General features: G+C 57.0%; 22 protein-coding genes. 17 read left to right on the top strand and 5 right to left on the bottom strand.

From position 1 onward, the window contains the following. Positions 1-315: 315 nt before the first annotated feature. From PZA18_RS15005 to PZA18_RS14980, 6 genes are all read left to right on the top strand, one after another. Positions 316-1,224 (top strand): carbohydrate ABC transporter permease, encoded by a 909-nt coding sequence (locus tag PZA18_RS15005; RefSeq protein WP_284101673.1) that lies wholly within the window; start codon positions 316-318, stop codon positions 1,222-1,224. Next, entirely contained in the window at positions 1,217-2,095 is an 879-nt protein-coding gene (locus tag PZA18_RS15000; protein ID WP_308447395.1) for a carbohydrate ABC transporter permease, read from the top strand. Before PZA18_RS15005 ends, PZA18_RS15000 begins: the two co-directional genes overlap by 8 nt. A gap of 32 nt (positions 2,096-2,127) precedes the next feature. Continuing rightward, a complete protein-coding gene (locus tag PZA18_RS14995) occupies positions 2,128-3,240 on the top strand; it encodes an ABC transporter ATP-binding protein (RefSeq protein WP_284101672.1) in 1,113 nt (370 codons plus the stop codon). Between the two features lie 276 nt (positions 3,241-3,516). Continuing rightward, complete coding sequence (gene rpmB / locus PZA18_RS14990; RefSeq protein ID WP_284101671.1) at positions 3,517-3,750, top strand: 50S ribosomal protein L28; 234 nt, start codon at positions 3,517-3,519, stop codon at positions 3,748-3,750. Positions 3,751-3,765: 15 nt separating this feature from the next. After that, complete coding sequence (rpmG, locus tag PZA18_RS14985; protein WP_284101670.1) at positions 3,766-3,921, top strand: 50S ribosomal protein L33; 156 nt, start codon at positions 3,766-3,768, stop codon at positions 3,919-3,921. Positions 3,922-4,143: 222 nt separating this feature from the next. After that, positions 4,144-4,530 (top strand): sirohydrochlorin chelatase, encoded by a 387-nt coding sequence (locus PZA18_RS14980; protein WP_284101669.1) that lies wholly within the window; start codon positions 4,144-4,146, stop codon positions 4,528-4,530. Here the strand turns inward: PZA18_RS14980 and PZA18_RS14975 are convergent. Both PZA18_RS14975 and PZA18_RS14970 read right to left on the bottom strand, forming a co-directional pair. Next, on the bottom strand, positions 4,503-5,387 hold the full coding sequence (locus tag PZA18_RS14975; protein WP_284101668.1) for a LysR family transcriptional regulator: 885 nt from the start codon (positions 5,385-5,387) through the stop codon (positions 4,503-4,505). The two genes, PZA18_RS14980 and PZA18_RS14975, sit on opposite strands and share 28 nt — an antisense overlap. Positions 5,388-5,790: 403 nt before the next feature. Next, on the bottom strand, positions 5,791-6,156 hold the full coding sequence (locus PZA18_RS14970; RefSeq protein ID WP_284101667.1) for an ankyrin repeat domain-containing protein: 366 nt from the start codon (positions 6,154-6,156) through the stop codon (positions 5,791-5,793). Between the two features lie 453 nt (positions 6,157-6,609). Here PZA18_RS14970 and PZA18_RS14965 point away from each other — a divergent pair, with 453 nt between their 5' ends. From PZA18_RS14965 to PZA18_RS14925, 9 genes are all read left to right on the top strand, one after another. Continuing rightward, positions 6,610-7,428, top strand: coding sequence for a hypothetical protein (locus tag PZA18_RS14965; protein ID WP_284101666.1), 819 nt, complete (start codon positions 6,610-6,612; stop codon positions 7,426-7,428). 145 nt (positions 7,429-7,573) lie between these two features. Next, positions 7,574-7,942: a hypothetical protein gene (locus PZA18_RS14960; protein WP_284101665.1), complete on the top strand. Its 369-nt coding sequence runs from the start codon at positions 7,574-7,576 to the stop codon at positions 7,940-7,942. A gap of 343 nt (positions 7,943-8,285) precedes the next feature. Beyond that, a complete protein-coding gene (locus PZA18_RS14955) occupies positions 8,286-9,197 on the top strand; it encodes a S41 family peptidase (protein ID WP_284101724.1) in 912 nt (303 codons plus the stop codon). A gap of 202 nt (positions 9,198-9,399) precedes the next feature. Beyond that, positions 9,400-10,104: a hypothetical protein gene (locus PZA18_RS14950; protein ID WP_284101664.1), complete on the top strand. Its 705-nt coding sequence runs from the start codon at positions 9,400-9,402 to the stop codon at positions 10,102-10,104. A 356-nt stretch (positions 10,105-10,460) separates the two neighbouring features. Continuing rightward, positions 10,461-10,769 (top strand): DUF485 domain-containing protein, encoded by a 309-nt coding sequence (locus PZA18_RS14945; protein ID WP_284101663.1) that lies wholly within the window; start codon positions 10,461-10,463, stop codon positions 10,767-10,769. Beyond that, on the top strand, positions 10,766-12,445 hold the full coding sequence (locus PZA18_RS14940; protein ID WP_284101662.1) for a cation acetate symporter: 1,680 nt from the start codon (positions 10,766-10,768) through the stop codon (positions 12,443-12,445). The genes PZA18_RS14945 and PZA18_RS14940 overlap by 4 nt, the downstream gene beginning before the upstream one ends. A 58-nt stretch (positions 12,446-12,503) precedes the next feature. Further along, positions 12,504-14,471: an acetate--CoA ligase gene (acs, locus tag PZA18_RS14935; RefSeq protein WP_284101661.1), complete on the top strand. Its 1,968-nt coding sequence runs from the start codon at positions 12,504-12,506 to the stop codon at positions 14,469-14,471. Positions 14,472-14,652: 181 nt separating this feature from the next. Continuing rightward, a complete protein-coding gene (locus PZA18_RS14930; RefSeq protein ID WP_284101660.1) occupies positions 14,653-15,129 on the top strand; it encodes a type III secretion system chaperone in 477 nt (158 codons plus the stop codon). 55 nt (positions 15,130-15,184) lie between these two features. Further along, positions 15,185-16,120, top strand: a complete 936-nt coding sequence (locus PZA18_RS14925; RefSeq protein WP_284101659.1) for a hypothetical protein — start codon at positions 15,185-15,187, stop codon at positions 16,118-16,120. 80 nt (positions 16,121-16,200) lie between these two features. Here the strand turns inward: PZA18_RS14925 and PZA18_RS14920 are convergent, their stop codons facing one another. Then, the gene (locus PZA18_RS14920; RefSeq protein WP_284101658.1) at positions 16,201-16,686 is read right to left on the bottom strand and encodes an Lrp/AsnC family transcriptional regulator; all 486 of its coding nucleotides are present in this window, start codon (positions 16,684-16,686) and stop codon (positions 16,201-16,203) included. Positions 16,687-16,839: 153 nt separating this feature from the next. On the opposite strand from PZA18_RS14920, the gene PZA18_RS14915 reads away from it, so the two are divergent. Next, entirely contained in the window at positions 16,840-17,364 is a 525-nt protein-coding gene (locus PZA18_RS14915; protein ID WP_284101657.1) for a hypothetical protein, read from the top strand. 57 nt (positions 17,365-17,421) lie between these two features. On the opposite strand, the gene PZA18_RS14910 is transcribed toward PZA18_RS14915, so the two are convergent. Then, positions 17,422-18,294, bottom strand: coding sequence for a hypothetical protein (locus PZA18_RS14910; protein WP_284101656.1), 873 nt, complete (start codon positions 18,292-18,294; stop codon positions 17,422-17,424). Beyond that, on the bottom strand, positions 18,288-19,214 hold the full coding sequence (locus tag PZA18_RS14905) for a diiron oxygenase (protein WP_284101655.1): 927 nt from the start codon (positions 19,212-19,214) through the stop codon (positions 18,288-18,290). The genes PZA18_RS14910 and PZA18_RS14905 overlap by 7 nt, the downstream gene beginning before the upstream one ends. 147 nt (positions 19,215-19,361) lie before the next feature. On the opposite strand from PZA18_RS14905, the gene PZA18_RS14900 reads away from it, so the two are divergent. Beyond that, positions 19,362-21,278 carry a GGDEF domain-containing protein gene (locus tag PZA18_RS14900; protein WP_284101654.1) on the top strand — a complete coding sequence of 639 codons (1,917 nt, stop codon included), beginning with the start codon at positions 19,362-19,364 and terminating at the stop codon, positions 21,276-21,278. Positions 21,279-21,313: the final 35 nt, after the last annotated feature.

Raw genomic sequence — 21,313 nt, 5'->3', positions numbered from 1 at the left:
TGCCGGTTGCGCCCGGCTTGGCAGCGGTATGGCTCCTATCCTTCCCGCTGCCGGGGCTGGCTTCGGCCAGCCCCACCTCCCCTCCCTCTTATCGCCACCGGCATCCTGCCTGCCACGGATGGCGTTCGTCCTGAGCGAAGGGATCGAGGTATCCGTCTGAGGCGCCATGCCTCAGCCGGCACATAGCCGATTGCAGCCTGTCAGGCCCACTTGGCAGCAGACTTTGCTGCGTCCCTTATAACTAATGTCACGGAGGTCACCATGTCCCCGTCGCCCTCTGGCGCTCAACTGACCTTGCATGAAGGAAGCCCGAGCATGCCATCCCTCCAAACGGCGTCGGCCAGCCGCTTCGGCCGGCTGGTTGATGTGGTCTTGCCCAAGATCGTCGTCGCACCCACCATGGTGGCGAGCCTTGTCTGCTTTTATGGATTCGTACTGTGGACAGCCTGGCTATCCCTGACTGAGTCGCGCATTCTGCCCAAGTACGAAATCGTCGGGCTGGTGCAATACCAGGAACTCTTCAGCAATGAACGCTGGTGGGCCGCCATGAAAAACCTTGGCGTCTTTGGCGGGTTGTTCATCTTCTTTTCTCTGGCCGTCGGATTGCTGCTGGCCGTCTTTCTGGACCAGAAAATCCGTCGTGAAGGCGCCCTGCGCACCATCTATCTCTACCCGATGGCGCTCAGTTTCATCGTCACCGGCACGGCCTGGAAGTGGATGCTCAATCCCGGCCTCGGGCTTGAGAAACTGATGCACGACTTCGGCTTTAGCGACTTTACATTCGATTGGATCGTCAATCCGGACATGGCGATCTACACCGTGGTCATCGCCGGCGTCTGGCAATCATCCGGTTTCGTCATGGCCCTGTTCCTGGCAGGTCTGCGAGGTATCGACGATGCCATCATCAAAGCAGCGCAGGTCGATGGTGCCAATCTGCCCACCATCTACCGCCGCATCGTCATCCCCAGCCTGCGCCCGGTATTTTTCAGCGCCTTCATGATCCTCGCTCACATTGCCATCAAGAGCTTTGACTTGGTAATGGCCCTGACCAATGCCGGCCCTGGCCTTGCTACTGACCTGCCGTCGATCTTCATGTATCAGCACGGCTTCAACCGTGGTCAGCTGGGCCTCGGTGCGGCCAGCGCCATGATCATGCTGGCAACCGCTGCAGCGATCGTGGTGCCTTTCCTGTATTCCGAATTGAGGAGTCAACGCCGTGGCTGATCTTGCCTACCACCAGACCCCAGCCGCCCGCATCGGCCGCTTCGGTATCTATGCCGTACTGGCCTTGTTCGCGCTCTACTACCTGGCCCCGCTGTACGTCATGGTCGTCACTTCGCTCAAGTCGTTGGAGGAAGTACGCAATGGCAATCTGCTGGCCCTACCTGCCGCCCCGTCACTCGAAGCCTGGTCCACCGCCTGGTCGTCGGCATGCACCGGGGTCGAATGCTCAGGCATTCAAGGTTACTTCTGGAATTCAATCAAGATGCTGGTGCCTGCCGTCGCACTCTCGACCCTGATTGGGGCGGTCAACGGCTATGTGCTGGCGATGTGGCGCTTCAAGGGCAGCGATCTGTTCTTCACCCTGTTGATGATCGGCTGCTTCCTGCCATTCCAGGTGGTGATCCTGCCCATGGCGCAGATGCTGGGCTTTCTCGGGCTTGAAAACGGCACGGCGCGGCTGGTTCTGGTGCACACCATTTACGGTCTGGCCTTTACCACCATGTTTTTCCGTAACTTCTACGTGACGATTCCCGATGAGCTGGTCAAGGCCGCCCGCATTGATGGGGCCGGCTTTCTGCGGATCTTCTTCCGCATCATGCTACCCATTTCCCTGCCGACCATTGCCGTCTGCGTCATCTGGCAAACCACCCAGATCTGGAACGACTTCCTGTTTGGTGTGGTGTTCTCGGCCGGTGAAACCCAACCCATGACCGTAGCGCTCAACAACCTCGTCAACACCTCGACCGGGGTCAAGCACTACAACGTGGAAATGGCTGCAGCCATCATCGCGGCGCTACCGACGCTGTGTGTCTACGCCTTCGGCGGCAAGTACTTCATCCGCGGGCTGACAGCCGGCGCAGTCAAAGGTTAATCGCCGGCAGCAGCTGGCACAGGAGCAACATCATGGGCGCACTTTCGATACGCAACGTCAAAAAGTCTTACGGCAACACCCATATCCTCAAGGGCATCGATATTGACATCGACAAGGGTCAGTTTCTGATTCTGGTCGGGCCATCTGGCTGTGGCAAATCCACTTTACTCAACATGATTGCCGGGCTCGAAGACATCTCTTCAGGCGAGATCCACATCGGCAACCGCCTGGTCAACCATCTTCCACCCAAAGACCGGGATATCGCGATGGTGTTTCAAAGCTACGCGCTCTACCCGAATATGACGGTTCGGCAGAATATTTCCTTTGGTCTGGAAATCCGCAAGATTCCCGTGGCAGAGCAGAAAGCCATTGTCGAGCGGGTAGCCAATATGCTGCAGATCAGCCACTTGCTTGATCGCAAACCCAACCAGCTCTCGGGTGGCCAACGTCAGCGCGTTGCCATGGGCCGGGCGCTGGCGCGCAACCCCACGCTCTTCCTGTTTGACGAACCACTCTCCAATCTGGACGCCAAGCTGCGAGTAGAAATGCGCACCGAAATCAAACTGCTGCACCAACGCATGGGCACCACGATTGTCTATGTTACCCACGACCAGATCGAAGCCATGACCCTGGGCGACCGTATCGCCGTGATGAAGGATGGTGAAGTCAAGCAGTTCGGCACCCCACAACAGATCTACGACACCCCCGCCAATCTGTATGTGGCCGGTTTCATTGGCTCCCCTGCCATGAACTTCATTCCCGCAACACTGGAAGAAGCGGAGGGGCAAGCCATCGTCCGACTCGACAATGGCACCGAAACTTTCCCAGCAAAGCTTGGCCCGCTTGGCACGGCGCAGCGCCCCTACGTGGGCAAATCGGTCATCCTTGGCATCCGGCCAGAACAGATTACCGATCAGGGCAGCGCACAAGCCGACCAGCCCAATCTGCAATTGATCCGAGCCAAAGTCGAAATCACCGAGCCAACCGGCCCCGATACACTGGTCACCAGTCAATTCAACGGCGTGAAGGTCACCGCCCGCTGCCACCCGCAGGCCGGTATGGCCCCTGGCCAAACCGCTACCCTGGTCATTGATCCCAGCAAGGCACTGCTGTTCGATCCTGCCAGCGAAAACCGCATTGCCTGATCTGTTGCAGGGCGGCCCGAACAGCCAATCCCCGCCCTGCCAGACATCCCGCAAACCGAGCAGTTGTTCCTCGCATTGGCGCGGCATCCAACCTGGATGACCGCGTTCTTTTTTCATCCAAAATGTCTTTTGTTTTCGCGCAGATAGTCAAAATTGACAAAAGTGTCGTATACGCGCAGAATGCTGCCTCTTTTGCCGGCCCTTGGCTTGCCAGTCGGACGGCGTTTGTGTTAAAAATTCAGTTTTTCCAAAGAAAATAAGTCGGGAGTTTCAATCATGGCCCGTGTATGTAAAGTCACCGGCAAGGGTCCGATGACAGGGAACAATGTTTCCCATGCCAATAACAAGACCAAACGCCGCTTCCTGCCGAACCTGCAATACCGCAAGTTCTGGGTTGAAAGCGAAAATCGTTGGGTCCGTCTGCGTTTGTCCAATGCTGGTCTGCGTCTGATCGACAAGGTAGGCATTGACGTTGTTCTGGCCGACCTGCGCGCTCGCGGCGAAGCTTAATCGAGGTAATTCATCATGCGTGAAAAGATCAAGCTCGAATCGACTGCTGGTACTGGTCACTTCTACACAACGACCAAAAACAAGCGGACGATGCCGGAAAAGATGGAAATCAAGAAGTTCGATCCGGTAGCTCGCAAGCACGTCGTTTACAAGGAAACCAAGCTCAAGTAATTGGGCCTGCCCTTGCAGCGAAATGCCTGAAACCCCTGCTCTGCAGGGGTTTTGCTTTTTTGGCATCAATTAGATGCCAACAGTTGGATTCCAAAATCAATCTGCGCTGCACCGCCTTATCCAATCACGCCTACGTGCAGTACCGCATAACACGTATGCCACGCCATTCAGCCACCAGCCATGGCAAAATCTAAAGTCCACTGCGTTTGATTGGAGTCAGTCTTGCCACATACCGCCATTGTCTTGTTTGCACACGGCGCTCGCGACCCGCAATGGGCGCAGCCATTTGAACAGCTGGCCGATGCGTTGCGGCAACGGCGGCCTGAGGCCAAAGTTGAAATCGCTTATCTGGAACTCATGCAGCCTTCGTTGGCAAACTGCATCGCCGCACTTGCCACAGCTGGAATCTCCGACATTCTGGTTGTGCCTGCCTTTATGGCGCGAGGCGGGCATCTGAAGCGCGATCTCCCGACGCTACTCGACAGCATTCGCCAACAGCATCCGCAACTTCATATCCAAGAATCGCCAGCACTTGGCGAATCACCCGTCGTTCAAGCGGCCATGGCGAACTGGATCTGTGATTACGCCGGTAGCTCCCATACCTCATAGAGTGCGGCGCGCATCGCCTGCAATAGCGGATCGTTCTCACGCTCGGCCGGATAAATAAATGCCAGCGGTGCAGTTACCTCCACACCATCAACCAGCGCAATTTCACCCCGCGCCAGCGGTTCTGCCACCACCTCTTCCGACAGCAAAGACAAACCCATCCCTGCCCGGACCAGATCAAGTTGGGTTGCTTCCTGATCAATCTCACCGATTTTCTTGGGAGAAATATTATGCTCGCGCCAAAGCTCACTACTGAGCTTATGCAGCGACGAGAACTGCGAATGCCCGATCCATAGCTCACGACCCAAGCTACGCCAGTCAGCCCCTTGCAAGCGGACCGCCCATTCAGCAGGCATTGCCAGACGAAACCTCACTTCACGCAGCGGCAGGCCAAACACATTTTGATACGGGTTTTTACCCACAAAAAAACCGCCATCCAGCTCTTTCTTGCGCACATCGTTCAGCACAGAGCCAGAAATGCCATGTGCGGTAACCAGCGCCAGCAGAGGGTGGCGAGACCGCAGGCAGCATAGCCAACGCCCCAAGCGCAACAGCGAAGGGCTGCCAATCGTCCCGATTCGCAACTTCCCGGTCAGCTGGCCTTTGAGTGATCGAGCCTTGTTCAGCATGTCCCAGCTGCCTGCCAATATCTTTTCCGCCTCGGGCAGGAGTAGCTTTCCAGCCTCCGTCAGCATTACTCCGCTCGTGGTGCGATCAAACAGTGCAAGGCCTGTTTCTTCCTCCAGCGCCTTGATCTGTGCCGTGACGGCAGGTTGGGAAAGATGCAGAATCTCCGCAGCCTGCGTCAGATGGCCTTGCTGCGCCACCGCGACAAAGGTGCGCAACTGATAGATTTCCAAATCCAACACCTCCGCCCTTAAGTTCGATCACCTGAAGAACCAGAAACATAAGCCCTGCCCCAGCCCTTCATCTCCTCACTGGAGGCATTCCCGTACAAAGGCCTGACTCCATGAGATTCCATTTCTGGATCGCGCTTTGTCGGATACGGGCCCGATGCAAGGAAAAAGACGCGCCACTGAGTGGTAAACCTCGCAGCTTCCCGTCTGGGTGCAGTAGTCAGCACCGCAACAGGCCCCAATCCGGCGAAACGCTCCGTCCCCGCAAGGGGATGCCGTGCTGGTAAGCGCTGTGCCGCTACCGCCACGCAAGGCCGGGTCGATTTGGGACGGGGATACGTTAGGGTACGCTTACCCTGCCCCCAAATTCGGACCGGCGCGACTGGAAACAAAACATCAACAGCGCTTAATGCTCCACATACAGCAGGGCTTCTGGCGTCTCACCCTGGCGATTTCGCAAAGTGGGGTCTGCCCCGCCTTGAATCAACAACCGGTACGCAAGCTTTGAACCCTGGCGGGCAGCCAGATGCAATGCAGATTCACCTTCCGGAGTCAGGGCATGCACGTCGGCACCGGCACGTAACAAGACTGGCAAAAGTGCCCACTCGCCGGTCATCGCAGCACGATGCAAGCAGGTCAAGCCATCCGCATCACGCAGATTGATATAGGCCGGCTCTTTATAGCGGCCACAGAGGGTACTGGTATCTTTGGGCTGGATTCCATAGCTGGAATACTCAGTCAGCGTCAGCTCGTCATCATAATCGTTGAGCATGATTTCTTCCTTTCAACGATGGGTATCAGTCCATCCATTCACGATGGCGGGCAGTATAAAAACGGGACATGACCGTATCATTAGGGCCATGCAATCAGCTTGATTTGCGACAAATCCCGTTCGGCACCAACTAGCTGGAGCTCAAGATTGGGCGAAGTCGGCGGGCGCTGTCAACCACAAGAGCCTGTTGACGCAGGGTCATTTTCCGACTTGGTTCACACCCCGACCACGTCGCCAACGCCCATCTCCACTAGATCCCGCTCCTTGCCCACCCCATGCTTAGAACCGGCACTGCGCTCCGTCTGTCGGCCTCTTGCGGAGGCGCCATAGAGCGGTATGGGAATTTGTCTATGCTGAAATCTCGATGGGGTTTCACTGAAAGGGGGACTGGTCATGCGCCGCAGTGCTTTGATTCTCATGATGTTATGGATTCCCCTCTGCCAGGCGGAAACCATGCGCTTCGTATTTCCGGCCCCCGAGGGCACGGGAGACAAACGCTATGAGTACTACTGGGATCTGATGAAAGAAGTGCTCGAAGCCACACGCCCAAACTGGGGCGATTACAAGCTGGAAAAGCACCCCATGGTCATGAATGCCCAGCGCGTCACCCATGAGCTGCAACAAGGGGGGGAGCCCAACATTCTGGTGCGCACTACCAATCGCGAACTTGAAAGCACTCTGCAGCCTGTTCGCATCCCGCTCGACAAAGGGCTGACCGGATACCGTGTCTTTCTGACCATGCAGCAGACCTTACCCAAACTCGCGAGTGTCGATTCACTCGATAGCCTGAAAAAGTTCAGCATCGGTCAGGAAGTACGTTGGGCGGATGTTGAAATCCTCAAAGTTGCCGGCTTCAATGTTGTCACCGGCGAAGGCTATCAGGGACTGTTCGGCATGCTGGGAGCCAACCGCTTTGATCTGTTCTCCCGGGGTGTCAACGAAGTCGTCGCCGAGCACGAGGCCAACAAACTCAAAGTACCTGGGCTAACTATCGAACCCAAGCTCCTGCTCTACTACCCTCTCCCACGCTACTACTTTGTTTCCAAAACGGCGCAAGGTCTGCAAATGGCCAAACGCATCGAAGAAGGGCTGCGGCTGCTGATCAAATCCGGCGCTTTTGACAAACGCTACAAAGCACACAAACAGCACCTGCTATCCGGGCTCAGCCTGTCGGGCCGCAAAGTCTTCCGCATCAACAATGCCACCCTGCCCCCTAACACCCCGCTGGATGAGAAAGCGCTGTGGGATGACCTGCAGGAAGAACTGAAATAGTGATCATGGCAACCAACCAACTTGGTGCGTTGCCATCCATGCTGATTCACCGGGCTGCTTCGGAAGCTTCCTCTTATGCGGAAGAAGCGCCCTCAGACCTAGCAATACATCTCTCATGACCTACTTTTCCTCTCAAACCTGTTAAATGAGCTGGTCTCCAATCACCGAAAGCGGCATTTGGGATCTCATCCTTGCGGCAGAACCTCGAATGACCTTGCCTCAGCAACGACTTTGGGAGGTCATAAGACGATTACCGCAGCGATGGGCACAAGACCCCTGGGGTAACGAGGGGGGTGGATTTTGGGTAGTTGCCATTTTTGGCAACGGTGTGATCTGGTACAACGACATTGAATATGGATTCAATCTGTCTCGCTATTGCACTTATGGCGCGATACTTGACTATTGGTGCAATCAAGACGATCTGGAAGACTCGGTACAGCAGGTTCTAAATCTGATTGAAATTGGCAAAGCCGCATCGCCTTACAAATGTAGTCCGCCAATTTCACAGGCATAGTCTTTGCGGACATTTTATATTTCCCGCTATACCAAGCCATTTTTTGCGCATCGCGCTGTTTTAGGTTCATGCACACATACATCCCGTCAGATAAAATGTTAAATCCATTAACAGCAATTTTTATAGATACAGCATTCCCATTCAAAAAACCGCTTCCGAGCCAAAAGCTCGGCTGTACATGCTTTTATAAAATATTCTCTATGTGACGCCCTGCATCGCAGTGCAGCTGGCTTTTTGAAACGCCCTCGGATACACTCCCCCACCCATAACGCCGGAATCATGCTGCTATCCGCGTTAATGGGTTGATAAAGCTCCTTAATTAGAAAATTCTTAATTGCACAACATGAAAACAGAAAACCTAAAAGAACTGATTACCAACTTAAGAAATGAAATATTATTACGCTATGTTTTTCCAGAAATAGCCGAATCCATTAATCAATATCTGGAATCAAAACTGGATGAGGGTGGATATAGCACCTTTCATCAACCAGAAGACCTGGCCGATGCCATCACAGCCGATCTTCAGCGCATTTCGAACGACGAACATTTACGAGTCAGGTATTTCCCCGAAGCGCATCAGCCGGAAACGGAAGGCGAAACCATATATGAACAAAACAACCGCCAGGCACACGTAGAGAATATATCATTTGGTATTGCCAAAATTGAATTCCTCGAAGGCAATATAGGTTATATAGACATTCGTGAACTCGTAGAGCACGCAAGATCTGCCGAGTATATTTCTGCGGCAATGACTTTACTGTCAAAAAGCAAAGCATTGATCATTGATTTGAGAAAATGCTGCGGAGGAGACCCTGCAACAGTGGCGTGGCTATGCAGCTACTTTTTCAAAGAACGTACCGCTTTGAGTGCGTTGCATATCAGAGATCAGGGTATCGTTGAACAGTATCACACTTATGATTGGGTTCCGGGGCAACGCTTCGGCGAAGAAAAGCCGATTTATTTACTGTTGGCGCACTATACCTTTTCGGGTGCAGAAATGCTCGCCTACGATCTACAAACCAGAGGCCGGGCCACATTGATCGGTGAGACCACTGGCGGCGGCGCTCATGCCTGCAAATTCCACTGGCCAACCCCTCATTTCAGCTTACTGCTACCCGGCGCACGTCCGATTAATCCAATAACCCAGTCAAATTGGGAAAAAACAGGCGTTACACCAGACATTGAGGTCAACGCAAATGATGCTTTAACTACCGCTCACGAATTGGCATTAACGCATACAAAATCCCCCCTTTAAATTCAAAGTGCAACACCTTCAAACGTATGTGGAGGTGTTGCACTTCCGTTTAGAGCGGGCCATTTCAAACGGGTCATTTTATTTCTCACCAGAATCGTGTTCTGGTAAGCGGGAATTTCTCGCCCAATCTCTCCCGCCCGCTGTCTTTGCAGGCATGTTCATTGCAAAGATGATGCTTATCAGACGCGACCGGAGACGAGCGATGACCGTTCAACCAGTTTCTACGCGGATGTCGGCGACAACGGCCGCTCCATCAGCCATGCCCCGGCAAAATCCGCCTGCTGTGGCGGCAAAGCCTGCCTACGCAGTCAACCTTTCACAGGCGGGACGCGATCGACTGGCTGCCGAGGCCATGGTCACCTCTGCGGGGTCCAAGCTTGAGTTCGACACCAACCATGGCGCCATCAGTCTGGATGTCGAACGTTATTTCACCCCGCCGGGCAGCCAGGCCGTCAATCTGGATTCGTTGCCGATCTTGCTGCCCAGTCGCAGGAACATCGACGCACTATCCCAATTCGTCTCTTCGAAAATGCCAGACTTTCTGGCGAAGCATGGCATTCCCAAGCCCCCGGCCAGCATCACTTACGATCAGGCTGGGCAGCTCCAGCTACCGGCCGATTATCCGCATGCCGATGCCTTCAAGCGTGCGCTGGCGGAAGACCCGACAATGGAACGGGCCTTGCGCACCACCGCCGCACTGACATCGCACCTGGTCGAGATGAACAAACTGCTCCCCTTCCATCAGGAATACGCCGCCGCCAAGTCCCAGTCCGATGCTGACGCCATCGTCGCCAAGTACCGCCATCTTTTTTCCAGCCATCGGCACATTGACACCATATCCCTCAACTTCTCACCTGACGGTCAACTCAGCATCCGCCACGATGGCAAGACACTGGAAGAAGTGTGACCGGCGCGGGGCTTTCTCTCTGCCCCCTGATTTGCCTGCCAAACCTCTCGGTCAAGCGGGGATTCTTGCATCAGCGAATCTGATGGACAGGATCAGCCGCAGCCATGCCCTGCCCGCAAACCCGCATGCAGACGCCTTTGTGCAGGTGCCGCATTGGTGTTGGTGATTTTTACCATCGAAATTTGCGATTGGATGGGATTCCCGCCTCGGGCGTAGCGTTGCGGGGTACTGAGTTCTGTTGACGTTTCATTTCCGGATCGTACCCAGCCTGGCGCAATCCGGAAATGAAAGGTCAGGAGAACCTGACGAAGCAGATGCTTCGTGCCCCGGAACCTATTCAAGATGGAGGATGCAACATGAACGACGATCTGATGCGGCGGATTCAGGCCAATCCGCGTTTCACGGAACTTGTCAGCAAGCGTTCGCGATTCAGTTGGAAGTTGTCTCTGACCATGCTGGCGATTTACTACGGCTTCATTCTGGTCGTGGCATTCGACCCGAAGCTACTAGGAACTTCGCTGGCCGGAGGCACCGTCACGCTGGGCATCCCGGTGGGCATTTTTGTCATCGTGTCGGCATTTGTGCTGACCGGTATTTACGTGCGGCGGGCGAACAGTGAATTCGATGCGCTCAATCGGCAGATCGTCGAGGAGGCACAGCAATGAAACCGCTCTCTCTCAAATCGCTATTGCGTGCGGCGTTGACCGCTGGTGCCGGACTGGTTTCACCGCTGGTTCTGGCGGCAGGCACCCTGGAAGGCCCGGTCACCCAACGTTCGCTGAACTGGCATGCCATCGTGATGTTTCTGCTGTTCGTGGCATTTACGCTCGGCATTACCTGGTGGGCAGCACGGCGGACCAAGTCGGCCAAGGACTTCTACGCCGCTGGCGGTGGCATCACCGGCATGCAGAATGGGCTGGCGATTGCGGGGGACTATATGTCGGCCGCGTCGTTTCTGGGTATTTCGGCCATGGTGTTCGAGAAGGGCTACGACGGGCTGATCTACTCCATCGGCTTTCTGGTGGGCTGGCCCATCATTCTGTTTCTGGTGGCTGAACGCTTACGTAATCTCGGCAAATACACCTTTGCCGATGTCGCCAGCTATCGCCTGTCGCAAACGCCGGTTCGAGTGCTGGCCGCAACCGGCACGCTGGTCGTGGTGGCGCTGTATCTGATCGCGCAGATGGTAGGGGCCGGCAAGCTGATCCAGCTGCTGTTCGGCATGAGCTACAGCTCGGCGGTCGTACTGGTAGGCGTGCTGATGGTGCTCTATGTGATGTTCGGCGGCATGTTGGCCACCACCTGGGTACAGATAGTCAAAGCCGTCATGCTGCTATCGGGCGCTACCTTCATGGCGGGCATGGTGCTCTACAGTGCGGGATTCAGTGTCGAGGCGCTGTTTGCCAAGGCGGTTGAGGTCCACGCCAAAAAAGAGGCCATCATGGCCCCCGGTGGCCTGGTTTCCAACCCGATCGACGCCATCTCGCTGGGCTTGGCCTTGATGTTCGGGACGGCGGGCCTGCCCCACATCCTGATGCGTTTCTTCACCGTGGCGGATGCCAAGGAAGCGCGCAAGTCGGTGTTCTTTGCCACAGGCTTCATCGGCTACTTTTATATCCTGACATTCATCATCGGCTTTGGCGCCATCATGCTGGTGTCCACCAATCCTGAATTCAAGGATGCCGCCGGCAAGCTGATTGGCGGCAACAATATGGCTGCCGTGCATCTGTCGAAGGCCGTCGGAGGGGATCTCTTTCTGGGCTTTATCTCGGCGGTCGCCTTCGCCACCATCCTGGCCGTTGTTGCAGGCTTGACGCTTTCCGGCGCTTCGGCAGTCAGCCATGACCTCTACGCCAACGTGTTTGCGCGTGGCCGGGCCGATGAAGCGCACGAACTGCGCGTCTCGAAGCTGGCAACTCTGGGTCTGGGCATCGTCGCCATCCTGTTGGGAATTGCGTTTGAGAAGCAGAACATCGCTTTCATGGTGGGATTGGCGTTTTCGATTGCGGCATCGGCCAACTTCCCGGTACTGTTCCTCAGCATGTTCTGGCGCGGCCTGACCACTCGTGGCGCGGTGATTGGTGGCTTTATCGGCCTGATTTCGGCCGTCACGCTGATCGTTTTCGGGCCTACCGTCTGGGTAGACGTCCTGAAGAACAAGGAAGCGCTGTTTGCCTATAAAAACCCGGCGATTTTCTCAATGACCCTGGCTTTTTTCTGCACCTGGCTGTTCTCGGTTCTTGATCGCAGTCCACAGGCCAATCAGGAAAAGTCCGCCTTCCTGCCTCAGTTCATCCGTTCGATGACAGGCATAGGCGCCGAGGGCGCAAGCAAGCATTGATTCTGGAGGCGGAGCCCGGCTCCGCGCATCCCTCTCTATCAGACAGGAGGCATTACCTATGTCCACCCTTGATTCGATCCTCAAGGAAACCCGGTTGTTTCCCCCATCGGACGAATTCCGTCACCGCGCCACCATCTCGGGAATGGCGGCTTACAACGATCTGTGCGAACAGGCCGACAGCCACTATCTGTCATTCTGGGGCGATCTGGCCCGCGAGCAGATCAGCTGGAAAAAGCCCTTCAGCCGGGTACTCGACGATAGCAACGCGCCGTTCTTCAAGTGGTTCGACGATGGCATGCTCAATGTCAGCTACAACTGCCTGGACCGGCATCTGGCCTTGCATGCCAACAAACTGGCCATCATCTTTGAAGCCGACGATGGCGCCGTCACCCGTGTTACCTATGCCGAACTGCATCGGCGCGTCTGCCAGTTTGCCAATGGCCTCAAAAGCCTCGGTCTGAAGCGGGGCGACCGGATTGTCGTGTACATGCCGATGAGCATTGAAGCCATCGTTGCCATGCAGGCATGCGCCCGGATTGGCGCCATCCACTCCGTAGTGTTCGGTGGCTTCTCGGCCAAATCGTTGCACGAGCGCATTCTGGATGCCGGCGCCAGCGCCGTCATCACCGCCAACGAAGGGCTGCGGGGCGGCAAACCGGTGGCGCTCAAGGCAGTTTGCGACGAGGCCCTGGCACATGGCGATTGCGACAGCGTACGTCACCTCGTGGTCTATCAGCGCACCAACAATGGCTGCAGCCATTGGCAGGATGGTCGGGATATCTGGTGGCACAAACTGACGGAAGGCCAGCCAGAACAGTGCGAACCAGAATGGATGAACGCCGAAGACCCGCTATTCATCCTTTACACCTCCGGCTCGACCGGCAAACCCAAAGGCATCCAGCACAGCACTGCCGGCTATCTGTTGGGCGCGCTCAACTCCTTCCGCTGGGTGTTCGACATCAAACCCAACGATGTCTTCTGGTGTACGGCCGATGTCGGCTGGATCACCGGCCACAGCTATGTCTGCTATGGCCCACTTGGCAATGCCGCCACTCAGGTCATCTTTGAAGGCGTCCCCACCTATCCGGATGCCAACCGCTTCTGGCAGATGATCGAGCGGCATAAAGTCAGCATCTTCTACACGGCACCCACCGCCATCCGCTCCCTGATCAAGCTGGGCGCCGACCTGCCCAAGCAACACGATCTCTCCAGCCTGCGGCTGCTGGGAACGGTGGGCGAACCCATCAACCCCGAAGCCTGGATCTGGTACTACGAAACCGTGGGGGGCAGTCGCTGCCCGATTGTCGATACCTGGTGGCAGACCGAAACCGGCAGCGCCATGATCTCGCCGCTGCCGGGAGCCATCGCCACCAAGCCTGGCTCCTGCACCTTGCCGCTCCCCGGCATCATCGCCGACATCGTCGATGAGTCCGGCGCACCGGTCGAACCCGGCAAAGGCGGCTTTCTCGTCATCAAGAAACCCTTCCCCAGCCTGCTGCGCACCATCTGGGGTGATCCGGAGCGTTTCAAGAAGACCTACTTCCCCGAAGAATTCAACGGCAAGTATTACCTGGCTGGTGACTCCTCCCACCGTGACGAAAACGGCTATTTCTGGATCATGGGCCGGATCGACGATGTACTGAATGTCTCTGGCCACCGACTGGGGACGATGGAAATCGAGTCGGCTCTGGTTGCCAACCCGCTGGTGGCCGAAGCCGCTGTCGTCGGCAAACCCCATGAGATCAAGGGCGAAGCCGTGGTGGCGTTTGTGGTGCTCAAACAGGCGCGACCTACGGGGGACGATGCCCGCAAGGTGGTCGAAGCGCTCAAGAACTGGGTGGCCCACGAAATCGGCAAGATTGCCATGCCCGACGACATCCGCTTTGGCGACAACCTGCCCAAAACCCGCTCGGGCAAGATCATGCGACGGCTGTTGCGTGCGATTGCCCGGGGCGAAGCAATTACTCAGGATACTTCCACACTGGAAAACCCGGCGATTCTGCAACAGTTACAACAACCCAATTAGCCGATTGCTACCAATTCGTCAGCCCACCCCCAAAGGCCGGAATCAATCCGGCCTTTTTTCTATTTGAAATTCAGTTCATTTTAATTTTGGTAAAAACTACCAAGAACCGCTTTTCAATATGCGTCACTTACCCTTCGTAAGCGATACAAATGTCGCCAATCAGATAAAGTGGAGAATCCAGATGAATAACCCGATATTAGCTTCCCTCTTAATGGTATATGCCAGCCAAAATGGTATGGGGGAGCCAGCGTTTCAGGAATCGGGTTCGGTGATTCTGGAAATTGAAAGTGGCGCACCTGTCCACATTGAAACTGATATGGATGCCACCACCCTCTTTATCTCTTCTCCCATCGGCAGAACACCCGGCGGGCCAGAGAGACTGGCGTATCTTGAATCCCTGTTCCGTGCTCAGGCGTTTGGGATCGCCACCGCAGATTGCTACTTTTTTGTTCATCCCGAACAGATGCAAACCTTCCTGTTCAAGCGGATCAACGTTGCCACCGCCACCCCAGAATCCGTGGCAGATGCCATCGATCAGTTTCTACAAAACCTGGCTATTTGGCGTAAAGCGAGTGAAGAAGGTCGGATTATCGAAAATGAAATTCCGATCACACCACCCAGCACCATTCACAACACGATGCCAGGTTTATTTGCCTGAGATAACGGCAAAAAGTTTTACCGGATTTTTAACTATTTAAATTGTGGAGTTCATCATGTCTTTATCTGTCGGTAGCACCCCAACCTTACCCGTCACCACCCAAGACGTTCAGGAAGCACCCAAGACCAGTAGTAAAGGCTGGGGCAGTACCATCAGCAGCGGATTCAGTGCCTTGGGGAGTGGCCTGTGGTCAGTCGGATCATTCACCGTCAAAGGGGTTGTCGGCACCGTCGGTACTGGCGTCGGGGTCGTTGAAACACTGGGCAATACCGTGCATGCCGGTGCCAGCTGGGCCGGTGGCTATATCGACGCCCCAGCCACAGAAAAGGATCAGACCAAAGCCAGCGCCACCCTGCGCGGTGCCAAAGTTGTGGGCAGCGAGAGTCAAGCCGAAACCGCCACCATCCGCCGCTATGTGCGTGACAACCGAGAGGTGCTGAATGCCGGCAGTCTCGGTGGCACGCTCAAGCTGAAAGAAGATCAGGATCTGGGCACCGAAATTTCGACCAATCTGGAGTCATACATCATGCGCGGTGCGCATTGTGTGGCCAAAGATGATGGCGGCGCCCTCTATCTGGACATGATCAACGAACTGACCGGTCAGAATTTCGCGTCGGTCGAAGAGGTGACGCAGAACCTGACCAAAGATCAGCTACCAGAAGGCGGCATCGAACGCGGTGGCTTTACTCCATCGTCGCACTATGCCAAGGGCAAGCCCGGCCATATCGAAGGCGCGCGCCAGTTCGGCATGGATATTGAAGGCGCCGGCCATCTGCTGTTCGGCCTGCGCAAGACCGAAACCGGTGTTGAATCCTGGTTCCAGTTTGAAGGGCACGGTGTGGCCACTGCCCGCGAATTCACCAAGCATGGCGGTGACTTCCTGGCCCACAAGGCCACGGGCAGCTCGCAGGTCGGGCCACAGGGCTACTGCAAGTTCACCGAAAACAATAATAAAGAGATCATTCTCGGGGCTTCACACGAGGAAATCTGAGTACGGCTCGCCAGCTCTGACGCTGCAGCAGATCCAATGACCACCACACCGAGCCGGGCTTTGCCCGGCTTTTTGCGTCATCACCCGCCTGACGGATCAGGCGAGACGTGCATTGCCAGTAATTGCTCTGCCGTCAGCCGCGGACGGTCTTCCAGCTGAGACGTCAACACCACCGATGTACTGGTCTTGCCGATCTCACCCAGCGAGAACAGCAGTGTCTGCAGATGCTCCGGGCTCACCACCGCCACCCGCAACAAGGCACAGTGACTACCAGTTGTGGCATGAAGCGCCAAGACTTCCGGGTGCGCCGCAGCCCAGGCATCCAGTGCCGCATGGGACTCCACCGTAACCTGAATAAATGCCTCAAAGCTGTAGCCCAGGGTTCGCAGGTTCAAACGTACGCCATAGCCTGCAATCACCCCGGCATCCTCCAGCCGGCGAATCCGCTCAGCCACTGCAGGCGAAGACAGATGAATCTGCCGGCCAATTTCCGTGTACCCCAGACGGGCATTGGCTTGCAACAAGGCCAGTATTTTCTGATCGTAGCTATCCAGTTCAGACTTCAAGGCAAATTCATCCAAAAACCTGCGAATTGAAGGAAAAACCCGCTCAAAACCATCAGCCCTGCATGGTCTGGCGCGGGATCGAAAACCTATGATGGCGGCTTTTCCGTTGGGCATCTACTGCCCCCACATCACCTTTGGGACTGCCAGCACACCATGCCATCCACACCCAACCAGACCCCTCATGACGGCCGCCATGACTTCGACTTCCTGCAAGGACATTGGCGGGTTGACAATCAGCGCCTGCGCCAACGCCTGCAAGGCAGCCACGACTGGGAAACCTTTACCGCCTTCCAGACCAATCAGGCATTGCCCGGCGGCATCGGCAACTTCGATGACTTCGTTGCCAACAGCTGGCGTCCAGATTATCTGGGTATGTCGCTACGGCTGTTCAATCCACAAACCGGTTTGTGGAGCATCTACTGGCTGGACAACCTCAGTGGCGGCCTGACACCAGCGGGCATTCTGCAGCCCCCCGTAGTGGGGCGGTTTGAAAACGGCGTCGGGATCTTCGAAGGTGAAGACACACTGGATGGGCGCCCTATTCTCGTGCGCTATCGCTGGTCAGACCTCACCCCAGATAGTGCGCGTTGGGAACAGGCCATGTCGGATGACGCCGGGAATCACTGGGAAGTGAACTGGCGCATGCTCATGCACCGGCTGGACCATCGTCCGCAATAGGCCTTGTTGCGTTTTGTTTCCGGTCGCGCCGGGCCGATGGTGGCGCGCGTCTGCAGGTCAGACCGCCAGCTCCCGCGCCAGACACGCCAGCACGGCGGCCAGTAAGGGTTCGATGGGCGCCTGGCCGCGCAGCAGATGATCCGCCCCCCAGATTGGGTAGAGGCGACCCGGCAAAGCGCAAACGTCGTTGAGCAACAGCACCCCATCGTTGGGACCGTAACTGGCCAGCCGGTCGTGGCAGCGGCGACCGGTGCCGGTCGGAATATGCTGGCGCTGTGGAAAGCCGACGAGGCTGATCAACGACAGATGCGGTGGCAGGGCCAGGGCACTATCAAGCACCCCTCCTGGCTCGCGCCGCAGATCGTTGACGAAATCGAAGCTCGCGCCTTTCATCTGCAGATACAGACGATTGAAGGCCGCTTCGATATTCCAGCTCAGCAGCCAGTCAATCAATGGCGTGCCATCGAGCATGCCGCACAGATTGACCCAGGCAACGACCCGCTCAAATGCCCGCCCGACATCCGCCTGCTGCAAGGCGAGTTTGAGGTCGGCGCTGCCCTTGCTGACCGACACCAGCACCAGCCGCGATCCGGTTTGCGCTTTCAGCCAGTCGCAGATGATGCGGGCGTTACCGATGACGCTGCCGGTACCATCGGTCGGCAGGGTGTCGATGGTCCATCCCTGCCGCCTGGCTTGGCGTTTGACCAGATGCCCATCCGCCCCCGAACGCGGCAGATATTGATAAAACGCGCCGGGAACAATCACCAGACGGAGATCGGCCGGCACACCCACCGGCTGGGGAGCTGCCATTTGTGCGTTGACCGCTGCAATGAAAGGGCCATGCCGTGGCGATGCCAGCATCTGTTGATATAGCTGCAGCGTGGCGACATCCACCAGACTCAGCGCGGTCTGCTCCGCCATATTCAGCATGCCTGCGCCTTCCCTTGCCAGCGATAGCCCCGGATGGCGCCCTCCAGCACCTGTAGTTCCGGCCACTGGTCAAACCGTTCAAAGCTGCGCGGCACAATCCGCCGCGAATACAGCGACAGCTGGAATGTCTCGTTCTGCTCCAACGCGACCACCTGCTCACGAATCCAGCACCGCTGCGCTTGCAGGGCCGGAAACGCCTGCAGCAACGCCTCAATCACCCGCCACTGGCCGCGCTTCGGGCCTGAGACAAACTCGCGGATCACCCACGCCAGCCAGCGGGCATTACGCTGCCGGCTGCGCATGCTCAGACTCGGCCACAACTGGTCCAGCAAAGCGAGGTCGCTTCTGACATGGCCGGCCTCGTCAATCATATGCAGGCGATAAACCTCAACAAAGTGAGGCTCCAGCTGCTGGCGGTGCCGCAAAAACTCGCTGGAATAATGCAACGAACGCTCTTCCTGCAGCAGCATCAGCCATAGCAGCATCGGAAACAGGCGAGGATGCCTTGCCGCCCAGCGGATGAACGCCCACAGCGGCGGCGCAAACCGGACGAAATGGTAGTCGGCCCGCTCATACCACTGTGGCCGACTGCTACGGTTCAGACGCCGGAACATGGCGCTGTGTGCCTGCTCTTCCTGCCAGAACTGCCGCAATTGCCGGGCGAAGGTTGGCGGCCAGTTTTCCTTGAGCAGGGCTTGCATCACCCCATCGCCAATCAGGGACTCGAAAAATACGATCTGCTCGTTAAAGCAGCAGGCTTGCAACTGGTTGTAATACAAACGTTGCTCGGCCGTCAGCCCGGCATACACCGGGGTAAAAAATAAGGGGGTCAACGCCTCTGGCATGAACAGACGGCCAAGCTCCATCGGCAATGGCGCAAAGGGCCCTGCAGCACACGCCAGTCTCCCTGCCTGATTCATCTCTCCCCCAGTCTTCGGAAAGCCCGTTGCACATCGCCCCCAATTCCGTCGCGCCAGACTGCAACGCTGCCCAATTTCCCTACCATGATGAACTACGATTGCAGATAAGGGCACCCCGCAAAGGGTGCCGGCGGCGTAGGAGCAGCGATGCGGCAGAGGCATTGGGCGACAGGACTGTGGATAGTCTGGCTGGTCACCACGGCACAGGCAGGGCCGCTTGACGCCCTCAGCAAGCAGATCGAAGCCATGAAGCCGGATGAAGCGCTCACTGTCCTCGACCAGCAACAAACCCAGATATCGAACTGGCCGGCCAAAGATCAGGGAGGCTATTACCGGTTGCGTGCCCAGCAGCGGGAAAACCTCAAGAACATTTCCGGCGCCCGCGAAGACTACGCCCGCGCCATCCAGCTCTACCGGGCGCTACCCGACACCGGTGCCGAGCTGGTCAACTCCCTGCTCGACCTGGGTTATATGGATTATCTGATCCACTACCGGGCCGAAGCCTACTGCCCCACCTATACCGAAGCCCTGACCATCGCCCGCAAACTGCACGATCGGCCGCTACTGGCCAAAACACTGGTCAACAACGCCTATTGCGAGCGCACCGAAAATGGCAGCTACGAGCGCGGCATCGGCCTACTGAGCGAGGCGCTGGACATCGCCAAGCAGGACAAACTCACCGACGATGTACACGCTCTCGTCTACAACGCCTCGGCCGTGCTGTCAGGCCAGTTTCACCTCTACCAGCAGGCGTACGACTACATGCGCTCCGCCCACCAGCATTTCGAACGCATGGGCCAGGCGCAAAGCATGTTCAACGCCCAGCACTCCCTGTTCAGCTATGCCCTGCAGCTGGGTGATCAGGCTCTGGCGCGGCGGCACCTCGATGCCATGAGCGATATGGTCGCCAAACATCCCGACCAGCCCGACTTTGCCTTCTTTGCCGCGCTGAATCGGGGTTCTTACCATTTCATGCTCGGCGAGGACGATGCCGCCAAACAATACCTGGCACTGGCCGCAGGCCACGCCGGCAAAACCAGCGAACGCTACTTTGTTCGCCTGCTATACGCCTTTCAAACCATCCTGCACTACTCACTCGGCGAAACCCGCCGTGCCCGCGATACCCTGGCGCTCTACAACGCCGTGCAACTGCCCTCACCCGACCCCGACTACGCCGACCTGATCACTGCCATCAGCCAGCAGATGCGCGGCGAAAGCGAACATGCCGCCCAAGGAATGGTGCGCGAATGGCGCAAACTGCACAGCAAAAAACTGCGCGATGCCCGCCTGCAGCGCGAGAACACCGCCAAAGGCTTCGACCAGCGACTGGATCGCTACGAACGGCAACTTTTGCAAACCCGGTTGAAGATCAGCGAGCTGGAAAGAGAAAAGCTCAGCTCGGAAGGCGTGCAAACGCGGCTGGTCGCGGCACTGGCCGTACTCATGGCGGTGCTGTTCGCCATCCTCTCGGTCTGGCTGTACCGTGCCCGCAACCTGTTCCGCCGCAGTGCCCAGGTCGATGCCCTGACCGGCATCGCCAACCGTCGCCATGTGTTTGAAGTTGGAGAGTCCATGCTGGCGCTCGCCCGTCTGCGCAAGGCGCCATTGGCCGTGGTCTACCTCGACATCGACCACTTCAAGGCCATCAACGACCGCTATGGCCATCAGGTTGGTGACGAAGCCATCCGACTGGTCGTCAAACAGGCCCAGCAAAGCCTGCGCCGCCAAGATCTGATCGGCCGCATCGGCGGCGAAGAATTCGTCATCCTGCTGCCCTTTGCCACCGAACGCGACGCCGAAGACATCGCCGAACGCGTCCGCCGCAACATCGAATCGCAACCGCTTGCGATAGCTGGCCACACCATTTCGCTCACCGTCAGCCTGGGCATTGCGGTGCTGCACAAGAAAAGCCATACCCTGTCCGACCTGCTCAAACGCGCCGACGACGCGCTCTACCAAGCCAAACAATCCGGCCGCAACCGCTGGATCCGCCACCTCGACGGCACCACGGTCATGGGCAGCATTGACGACCCGCCGGAAGGTGGGCGGGGGCAAGCCCATTGAGGCATGGCCTCTGCATGCAAAATCGCATGATCGCT

The sequence above is a fragment of the Parachitinimonas caeni genome (genome assembly GCF_030129945.1).
In the GTDB taxonomy this organism is placed as follows: Bacteria; Pseudomonadota; Gammaproteobacteria; order Burkholderiales; family Chitinimonadaceae; genus Parachitinimonas; species Parachitinimonas caeni.
This window is presented reverse-complemented; position numbering and strand designations above follow the sequence as displayed.

What these genes read in the sequence shown, in the direction of transcription:
- PZA18_RS15005 (WP_284101673.1), top strand. Translation starts at nt 316, where the DNA reads ATGCCATCCCTCCAAACGGCGTCGGCCAGCCGCTTCGGCCGGCTGGTT.
- PZA18_RS14995 (WP_284101672.1), top strand. Translation starts at nt 2,128, where the DNA reads ATGGGCGCACTTTCGATACGCAACGTCAAAAAGTCTTACGGCAACACC.
- rpmB (WP_284101671.1), top strand. Translation starts at nt 3,517, where the DNA reads ATGGCCCGTGTATGTAAAGTCACCGGCAAGGGTCCGATGACAGGGAAC.
- rpmG (WP_284101670.1), top strand. Translation starts at nt 3,766, where the DNA reads ATGCGTGAAAAGATCAAGCTCGAATCGACTGCTGGTACTGGTCACTTC.
- PZA18_RS14970 (WP_284101667.1), bottom strand. Translation starts at nt 6,156, where the DNA reads ATGCTCAACGATTATGATGACGAGCTGACGCTGACTGAGTATTCCAGC.
- PZA18_RS14965 (WP_284101666.1), top strand. Translation starts at nt 6,610, where the DNA reads ATGCGCTTCGTATTTCCGGCCCCCGAGGGCACGGGAGACAAACGCTAT.
- PZA18_RS14960 (WP_284101665.1), top strand. Translation starts at nt 7,574, where the DNA reads ATGAGCTGGTCTCCAATCACCGAAAGCGGCATTTGGGATCTCATCCTT.
- PZA18_RS14955 (WP_284101724.1), top strand. Translation starts at nt 8,286, where the DNA reads ATGAAAACAGAAAACCTAAAAGAACTGATTACCAACTTAAGAAATGAA.
- PZA18_RS14950 (WP_284101664.1), top strand. Translation starts at nt 9,400, where the DNA reads ATGACCGTTCAACCAGTTTCTACGCGGATGTCGGCGACAACGGCCGCT.
- PZA18_RS14945 (WP_284101663.1), top strand. Translation starts at nt 10,461, where the DNA reads ATGAACGACGATCTGATGCGGCGGATTCAGGCCAATCCGCGTTTCACG.
- PZA18_RS14940 (WP_284101662.1), top strand. Translation starts at nt 10,766, where the DNA reads ATGAAACCGCTCTCTCTCAAATCGCTATTGCGTGCGGCGTTGACCGCT.
- acs (WP_284101661.1), top strand. Translation starts at nt 12,504, where the DNA reads ATGTCCACCCTTGATTCGATCCTCAAGGAAACCCGGTTGTTTCCCCCA.
- PZA18_RS14930 (WP_284101660.1), top strand. Translation starts at nt 14,653, where the DNA reads ATGAATAACCCGATATTAGCTTCCCTCTTAATGGTATATGCCAGCCAA.
- PZA18_RS14925 (WP_284101659.1), top strand. Translation starts at nt 15,185, where the DNA reads ATGTCTTTATCTGTCGGTAGCACCCCAACCTTACCCGTCACCACCCAA.
- PZA18_RS14915 (WP_284101657.1), top strand. Translation starts at nt 16,840, where the DNA reads ATGCCATCCACACCCAACCAGACCCCTCATGACGGCCGCCATGACTTC.
- PZA18_RS14910 (WP_284101656.1), bottom strand. Translation starts at nt 18,294, where the DNA reads ATGCTGAATATGGCGGAGCAGACCGCGCTGAGTCTGGTGGATGTCGCC.
- PZA18_RS14905 (WP_284101655.1), bottom strand. Translation starts at nt 19,214, where the DNA reads ATGAATCAGGCAGGGAGACTGGCGTGTGCTGCAGGGCCCTTTGCGCCA.
- PZA18_RS14900 (WP_284101654.1), top strand. Translation starts at nt 19,362, where the DNA reads ATGCGGCAGAGGCATTGGGCGACAGGACTGTGGATAGTCTGGCTGGTC.